A 6933-nucleotide genomic window follows, 5' to 3' on the forward strand; every position below is an offset into this window, starting at 1 on the left:
TAGTTCAATAGCAGCGTTTATATAACAAACAACCCCGCGTTATGCATTTTGTAGGATTAACCCCAGCCGTTTAATTTGATACAATTACGGCTCTTTAACTAATTTTATAAGGTATGCGGGTGGTAAACCTAGGTCAGTTGTTTGGCGAGCTAAAAACGTGCTTAAAAAAAGATCAATTCATTTTCAAGAAACGCTTACATGGCGTAAAAAAAATAACGGATGAAAACAAGCATGCCAACGCGCTTGAAAAAATAGCGGCTGATATAACCCGTAGCCAAGAATTACGCGATAAACGCTTTGCTGGCCTCCCTAAAGTGACTTACCCTGAGCAATTGCCGGTAAGTCAAAAAAAGGAATTAATTAAAGACGCCATTGCAAATAACCAAGTGGTTATTATTGCCGGTGAGACGGGTTCAGGTAAAACAACGCAAATACCTAAAATGTGTTTAGAGCTTGGTCGTGGTGTTGATGGTTTAATTGGTCATACGCAACCACGTCGATTAGCAGCGCGTACTGTGGCTAATCGTATTGCTGAAGAAATGAAGTGTGAACTTGGTCAGCAAGTTGGCTTTAAAATTCGTTTTAGCGATCAGGTATCTAATAATACGTATATTAAATTAATGACCGACGGTATTTTGCTGGCTGAAATTCAGCAAGACCGTTTTTTAAATCAATACGACACGATTATTATTGATGAAGCGCATGAGCGTAGTTTAAATATTGATTTTATTTTAGGTTACTTAAAAAACCTGCTTCCAAAACGCCCTGATTTAAAAATAATAATTACCTCAGCGACTATCGATCCTGAGCGTTTTTCAAAGCACTTTGATGATGCGCCCATTATAGAAGTATCGGGTCGTACTTTCCCTGTTGATGTGCGCTACAACCCTATTACTGATATTAATAAAGATGATATGGAAGCGGAGGGCGATCAGCTACAAGGTATTTTTGATGCCGTTGATGAGCTGTGCGCTGAAGGTCCTGGCGATATTCTCATATTTTTAAATGGTGAGCGTGAAATACGCGATACCGCAGATGCACTTAGCAAGCGTAATTTAAAACACACCGATGTATTGCCACTTTACTCGCGTTTATCTAACGCAGAGCAAAACCGTATATTTGCGCCGCATTCTCGTCGTCATATTATTTTATCGACTAACGTAGCCGAAACGTCACTCACCGTGCCAGGTATTCGTTATGTAATAGACCCAGGTACTGCGCGTATAAGTCGCTACAGCTATCGTACAAAAGTACAGCGCCTACCAATAGAGCCTATATCGCAAGCAAGCGCCAATCAGCGTATGGGTCGTTGTGGACGTGTTGAAGCGGGTATTTGTATTAGGTTGTACTCTGAGGATGATTTTTTATCGCGCCCAGAGTTTACTGACCCTGAAATACTGCGTACTAATCTTGCATCTGTTATTTTACAAATGTTGGCGCTAGGGCTTGGTGATATGGCGCAATTTCCGTTTGTACAAGCGCCAGATAGCCGCAATATTAATGATGGCCTAACATTGCTTGAAGAGCTACAAGCGGTAAAACCAGCTAAACGCGATAGTAAAACCAGCCTAACGCAATCGGGCAGAGAGCTTAGTCGATTACCCGTTGACCCACGTTTAGCAAAAATGGTGCTAACAGCCCATAAACTTGGCGCATTGCGTGAAGTGATTATTATTGTGGCGGCGCTTTCTATTCAAGACCCACGTGAACGCCCACAAGAAAAACGTGCTGCTGCCAATGAAAAACACGGTCGTTTTGATGATCCAGATTCTGATTTTATCGCTTTTTTAAACTTATGGAATTACCTAGAAGAGCAGCAAAGCGAGCTGACTAATAGCCAATTTAGAAAGTTGTGTCAAAAAGACTTCTTAGCCTATATGCGCCTGCGTGAATGGCAAGATATTGTTTATCAAATAAGTACTGTGTGTAACGAAATGGGCATGAAAGCAACCAGCCAAGCGGCTGATGGCGAACTTGTTCACAAAGCGTTGTTAAGCGGGATGCTAAGCCATATTGGCTTTAAAGATGAAAAACAAATATACAAAGGCGCACGTAATAGTCAGTTTCATATTTTTCCGGGTTCAGGTTTATTTAAAAAGAGCCCTAAATGGATCATGTCAGCGGAGCTGGTAGAGACAAGTAAGTTATATGCCCGCACAAATGCAAAAATAGACATTAACTGGGTAGAACCATTAGCACAGCACTTAGTTAAACGTAGTTACACAGAACCTCATTGGGAGAAAAAGCCAGGTGCGGTAATCGCGTTTGAACAGCAAACTTTATACGGCTTACTTGTTGTAAATAAACGCCGCTGTGTTTATAGCAACATAGACCCTAAAGTGAGTCGAGAGCTTTTTGTGCGCACTGCATTAGTGGAGCAAGAACTGGGCTTAAACGAGGGCTTTTTAGCGTTTAACCGTGAGCTAATAGAAGATATTCAAGTTCTGGAAAATAAGTCACGTCGTCGTGATATTTTAGTTGATGAGCAAACGTTATTTGAGTTTTACGATAAAAAAATACCCAAAGAAATTAACAACCGCGCTGCATTTTTAAAATGGTATAAAACACAAAAACAACAAAATAAGCATTACCTACACATGACTCGTGAAGAGCTAATGCAGCATGGTGCAAGTAATATCACTGAGTTTGACTACCCTGACACATGGCAGCAAGACAATATTATATTGCCGCTTGCTTATCATTTCGATCCAGGCCAAGCAGTTGATGGCGTTGCGGTACAAATACCAGTAGCGCTTTTAAATCAAGTACAAGAAAGTGGTTTTGACTGGCACATACCTGCATTTAGGCATGAGCTAATAAGTGGGCTTATAAAGTCATTGCCTAAATCGCTTCGTCGTAATTTTGTGCCAGCACCAAATTATGCTGATGCAGTGCTGGCAGCTATTGAGCCAATGCAAGGTAGCTTAATTGATGCTTTAGCCACGCGTTTATTAAGAATGACAGGTGTGAGAGTTGATCCAGAGGCATGGGATTTAACCGCGCTTGCACCGCATTTACGATTACAGTTTGAAGTACGTGATGAGAGCGATAAGTTACTTGCACGAGGACTTGATTTAGCCAAGCTCAAAGCAGAGCTGCAAGGTGAAGTAACCGAAACACTGTCTAAAGTAGCCGATAAAGGCATTGAAAAATCAGACCTAACACAATGGGATTTTGGTGAGTTACCCGCTTCATACGTTAAAAAGCAAGGTCAATATGAGATAAAAGCATACCCTGCGCTGGTGGATAAAAAATCAGCCGCTGCAGTGGAGCTTTTTGATAGCGAAGCAAAAGCGCAGCAAGCACATCAACAAGGTTTGCGCCGTTTAGTACTATTAAATGTGCCATCGCCAATTAAGTACTTACAACAAAACTTACCGAATAAGGCAAAGCTAGGTTTGTACTTTAACCCATTTGGTAAAATAGCTGATTTAATTGATGACTGTATTGCCGCAGGTGTTGATAGCTTATTAGTAAAACACGGTGATATACGCGACGAAAAAGCATTTGAAACAGTAAAAGAGCAAATACGTGGTGAGCTGGGCGATGCCGTTGTATCGATTGCAACGCAAGTTGAGCAAGTATTAAGTATTGCTCATGGCCTGCATAAAAAAATGAAAGGGCGCGTTGATTTAACCATGATAACCGCGCACGGCGATATTAAGTCACAGCTTGAGTCACTTATATTTAAAGGTTTTGTGAGCGCGCATGGCGCAGATAAAATAGCGGATTTAATTCGTTATTTAAAAGCGATTCAAAAACGTTTAGAAAAGCTGCCTGTGGATCCAAATCGTGATAGGTTATGCGTACTAGAGCTAGATAAAGTTGCGCAAGAGTATAAAAAAGTAGTTAATAAAACGCCTAAAGGGTTGCCTATACCACAAGAGGTAACCGCTATTTTTTGGATGCAACAGGAGCTTAGGGTGTCGCTATTTGCTCAAACACTAGGAACGCCTTACCCAATTTCAGCCAAGCGGGTACTTAATGCGATAAAAGAGATAGAATAAAACTTGCATTTTCTATTAAGCTTAGTACCTTAATAGAAGGATTTATTTTTGTTTTGAAAAGGAAGCGACATAGTTATGTCCTCATCGATTGAACATAAAACAAAGCGACTTTTAGTGGTAGATGACGAGTATTTTAATTTTGAAATGCTCAAAGCCGCACTAGCGTCGAAATTTGATGTTAGTTACGCAGATTCAGGGCAAAGCTGCCTTGCGTCAGCAATTGCGAGTCCGCCAGATATAATTTTGCTTGATGTTTGTATGCCTGGTCTTGATGGTTATGATACATGCCGAATGCTAAAGCACACACCTGAAACAAAAAATATTCCTGTTGTTATGGTATCGGGCCTAGAGTCCCCATCTGAAAAACAAGCAGGGTTTGATGCTGGTTGTAACGCGTATGTTGTAAAGCCATTTTCAGTGGGTGCTTTGTTGGAAGAAATTAACACGGTTGTTTAGAGGTAACATATGTTTACTGATGATAAGCGAAATTTTAGACGCATGCAGATTAACACTCCTGCAAATTTAACAACGATAGAACCAATAGCGGGTTTAAGTTTTGCCGCAGAGTGCGTGGATTTAAGTGCAACAGGTTTATCAATTCATTTAGATGAATTGCTTGAACCTAATACCTTACTGACGGTGAACATTGATTCGACTCATCCAAGTATTGCGCCTTTAAATGCAACAGCAAAAGTAATACGTGCCAGCAAAGAAGATGATGGCACGGTAACAGCAGGTCTTGAAATCATTCAGTTTAACTAAATCGAATTCAGTTAAACTCAATAGTAGATATTAAAAAACCTTACAGATTAAGCCTTTTAAGTAAAAGCCTTCAGGGTAGCTGCCAGCAATTGGGTGATCGGCTGCCTGGTTTAATCGCTCCATTATCAGTAGGTCTTTACCTGCATCAAGTGCTGCATCGGCTACTACTTTTTGAAACAGGTTTTGTTCCATTAAACCAGAGCATGAGAATGTTAATAGTGTTCCGCCTGGTTTTAGTATTTGCATGGCAATCATGTTGATATCTTTATAGCCACGACACGCGCCCGTTAGCTGCGCTTTATTATCAGCAAATTTTGGTGGGTCCATTACGATGGTATCAAACTGTCTACCTTCGTCGCGGTATTGGCGTAATAATTTAAATACATCCTGCTTAACAAAGCTCACTTTGTTTAAATCTAAGTTATTATGCTCAACATTACGTTTTGCTGTATCTAAAGCGGGTTGCGATACATCTACGTTAGTTACATGCTCACATCCACCACGCAGGGCATACAACGAGAATGTACCTGTGTAACTAAAGCAGTTAAGGACAGTTTTACCTTTTGAGAAGCGCTCAAGTGCAGCACGGCTGTCACGCTGATCTAAGTAAAATCCTGTTTTGTGACCTTCAATTATATCAACTTCGATTTTTAAGCCGTTTTCTTCAATAAGCACAGGCTCTTTTGGTTCATTCCCCCAAAGTGCGCCTTTAATTGGTTCTAAGCCTTCTTTAGTACGTACATCTACGTCAGAACGCTCATATATGCTAGAGCCGGGGAAAATAGACATCAATGCGCCTACAATCTCGCCTTTATGGCGCTCGGCACCGGCGCTTAATAGCTGGCACACTAATACGTTGTCAAATTTATCTATTGTAACGCCTGGTAAGTAATCAGACTCAGCAGCACATAAGCGAAACCCTGTTAATCCGCCTTCTTCAATAACTTGGCTACGGGCTTCTAATGAGCGACGTAAACGGCGTTCAAAAAAGTGTTGATCGATGACTTCTTTTTCGTCAAAGCTCCAAACACGTGCACGAATTTGTGAGTGAGGGCTATACGCAGCAGTTGCTAAAAACTTACCTTCGCTGTCGTGAATCGTTACTGTGTCGCCTAATCCAGGTTTACCTTTAATTTTTTTGATGGCTTTTGAAAATAACCAAGGGTGTTTTCTTTTTAATGATTTATCGCGACCAGCTTGTAGGTAAACGGCAGATGACATAAGGCTTCTCAGTAGTAATAAATAAGCGCTGTATTTTAGTCAAGCAAGGAGCAACATACAATGAATGTTTTGCAAGGGGGGCATAAAGCACGGTAAAGTACGGATAATTCATTGATTAATTAGCTTTTTGGAACCTAACTTTGTCTGACGTCGCTTTAAGCCCTGATTTAGAAATACTTAACTCACAATGTAGAGGGTTTATCGCCTCTTTAGTGCATGCTGATGTTGCTCATGACATTACTCATATAGAGCGAGTGGTGCGTGTTGCAATACAGTTATGTAATGCGGAGCAGGCAAACATGTCAGTAGTATTACCTGCAGCGTGGATGCACGACTGTGTGGCGGTGGCTAAAAACCACCCTGATCGTGCAAAAGCCTCTACTATGGCAGCTGATAAGGCATTGGAGTTTTTAAAATCGATTAATTATGACGAGTCACTTTTTGATGAGATTCATCATGCAATTGCAGCGCATAGCTTCAGCGCAAATATAAAAATTAAAACAGTTGAAGCGCAAATAGTACAAGATGCCGACAGAATGGATGCGTTGGGCGCTATTGGCGTTAGCCGATGCATGAAAGTTGGTGGCTCAATTTCTCGGTTATTATATAACCCAAATGACCCTTTTTGTGTTGAACGCGAGGCTGATGATAAAACATACACGCTTGATCATTTTTTCATAAAGTTATTACATATTGCCGATAGTATGAATACCCCATCAGCTAAAGCAGAGGCGAATAGACGAACAAGGTATATGCATGAGTTTTTAGAGCAATTAAAGTCAGAAATTGGTGAGTAATGTGAATAATACAAGCATACCGAAATTATCTGGCATTGATCATTGCCATTTAAATGTTGATAACTTAGCTAATGCCGTTAAGTGGTATGAACGGGTTTGAATCGCCCCGAGTTCATCGGAGACCAGTTTGTTTAAGTCAGGCCACT

At 40.8% G+C, this 6933-nt stretch carries 5 protein-coding genes and 1 pseudogene; 5 read left to right on the forward strand and 1 reads right to left on the reverse strand.

All coding sequences use genetic code 11. The features are described 5' to 3' along the window. The first annotated feature begins 119 nt into the window (after window positions 1–119). The 3 genes from hrpA to GQR53_RS12355 all read left to right on the forward strand — a co-directional run bounded on the left by hrpA (window position 120) and on the right by GQR53_RS12355 (window position 4769). On the forward strand, window positions 120–4007 hold the full coding sequence (gene hrpA, locus GQR53_RS12345) for an ATP-dependent RNA helicase HrpA (protein ID WP_186807012.1): 3888 nt from the start codon (window positions 120–122) through the stop codon (window positions 4005–4007). Between the two features lie 75 nt (window positions 4008–4082). Continuing rightward, window positions 4083–4463, forward strand: a complete 381-nt coding sequence (locus GQR53_RS12350; protein ID WP_024597850.1) for a response regulator — start codon at window positions 4083–4085, stop codon at window positions 4461–4463. A gap of 9 nt (window positions 4464–4472) precedes the next feature. Further along, entirely contained in the window at window positions 4473–4769 is a 297-nt protein-coding gene (locus GQR53_RS12355; protein ID WP_007581065.1) for a PilZ domain-containing protein, read from the forward strand. Between the two features lie 30 nt (window positions 4770–4799). Here GQR53_RS12355 and GQR53_RS12360 read toward each other — a convergent pair whose 3' ends face one another. Next, the gene (locus GQR53_RS12360) at window positions 4800–5990 is read right to left on the reverse strand and encodes a class I SAM-dependent methyltransferase (protein ID WP_002961441.1); all 1191 of its coding nucleotides are present in this window, start codon (window positions 5988–5990) and stop codon (window positions 4800–4802) included. A 140-nt stretch (window positions 5991–6130) separates the two neighbouring features. Here GQR53_RS12360 and GQR53_RS12365 point away from each other — a divergent pair, with 140 nt between their 5' ends. Both GQR53_RS12365 and GQR53_RS22515 read left to right on the forward strand, forming a co-directional pair. Continuing rightward, the gene (locus GQR53_RS12365; RefSeq protein WP_039487345.1) at window positions 6131–6787 is read left to right on the forward strand and encodes an HD domain-containing protein; all 657 of its coding nucleotides are present in this window, start codon (window positions 6131–6133) and stop codon (window positions 6785–6787) included. Window position 6788: 1 nt separating this feature from the next. Beyond that, window positions 6789–6884, forward strand: a pseudogene (locus GQR53_RS22515) (VOC family protein); the annotation flags it as partial. Between the last annotated feature and the right edge of the window lie 49 nt (window positions 6885–6933).

This window comes from Pseudoalteromonas sp. Z9A6 (assembly GCF_011378805.1).
Lineage (GTDB): Bacteria > Pseudomonadota > Gammaproteobacteria > Enterobacterales > Alteromonadaceae > Pseudoalteromonas > Pseudoalteromonas distincta.

Excerpts from the sequence above, each read along its gene's own strand:
- GQR53_RS12350 (WP_024597850.1), top strand. The coding sequence starts at position 4,083 with ATGTCCTCATCGATTGAACATAAAACAAAGCGACTTTTAGTGGTAGAT.
- GQR53_RS12355 (WP_007581065.1), top strand. The coding sequence starts at position 4,473 with ATGTTTACTGATGATAAGCGAAATTTTAGACGCATGCAGATTAACACT.
- GQR53_RS12360 (WP_002961441.1), bottom strand. The coding sequence starts at position 5,990 with ATGTCATCTGCCGTTTACCTACAAGCTGGTCGCGATAAATCATTAAAA.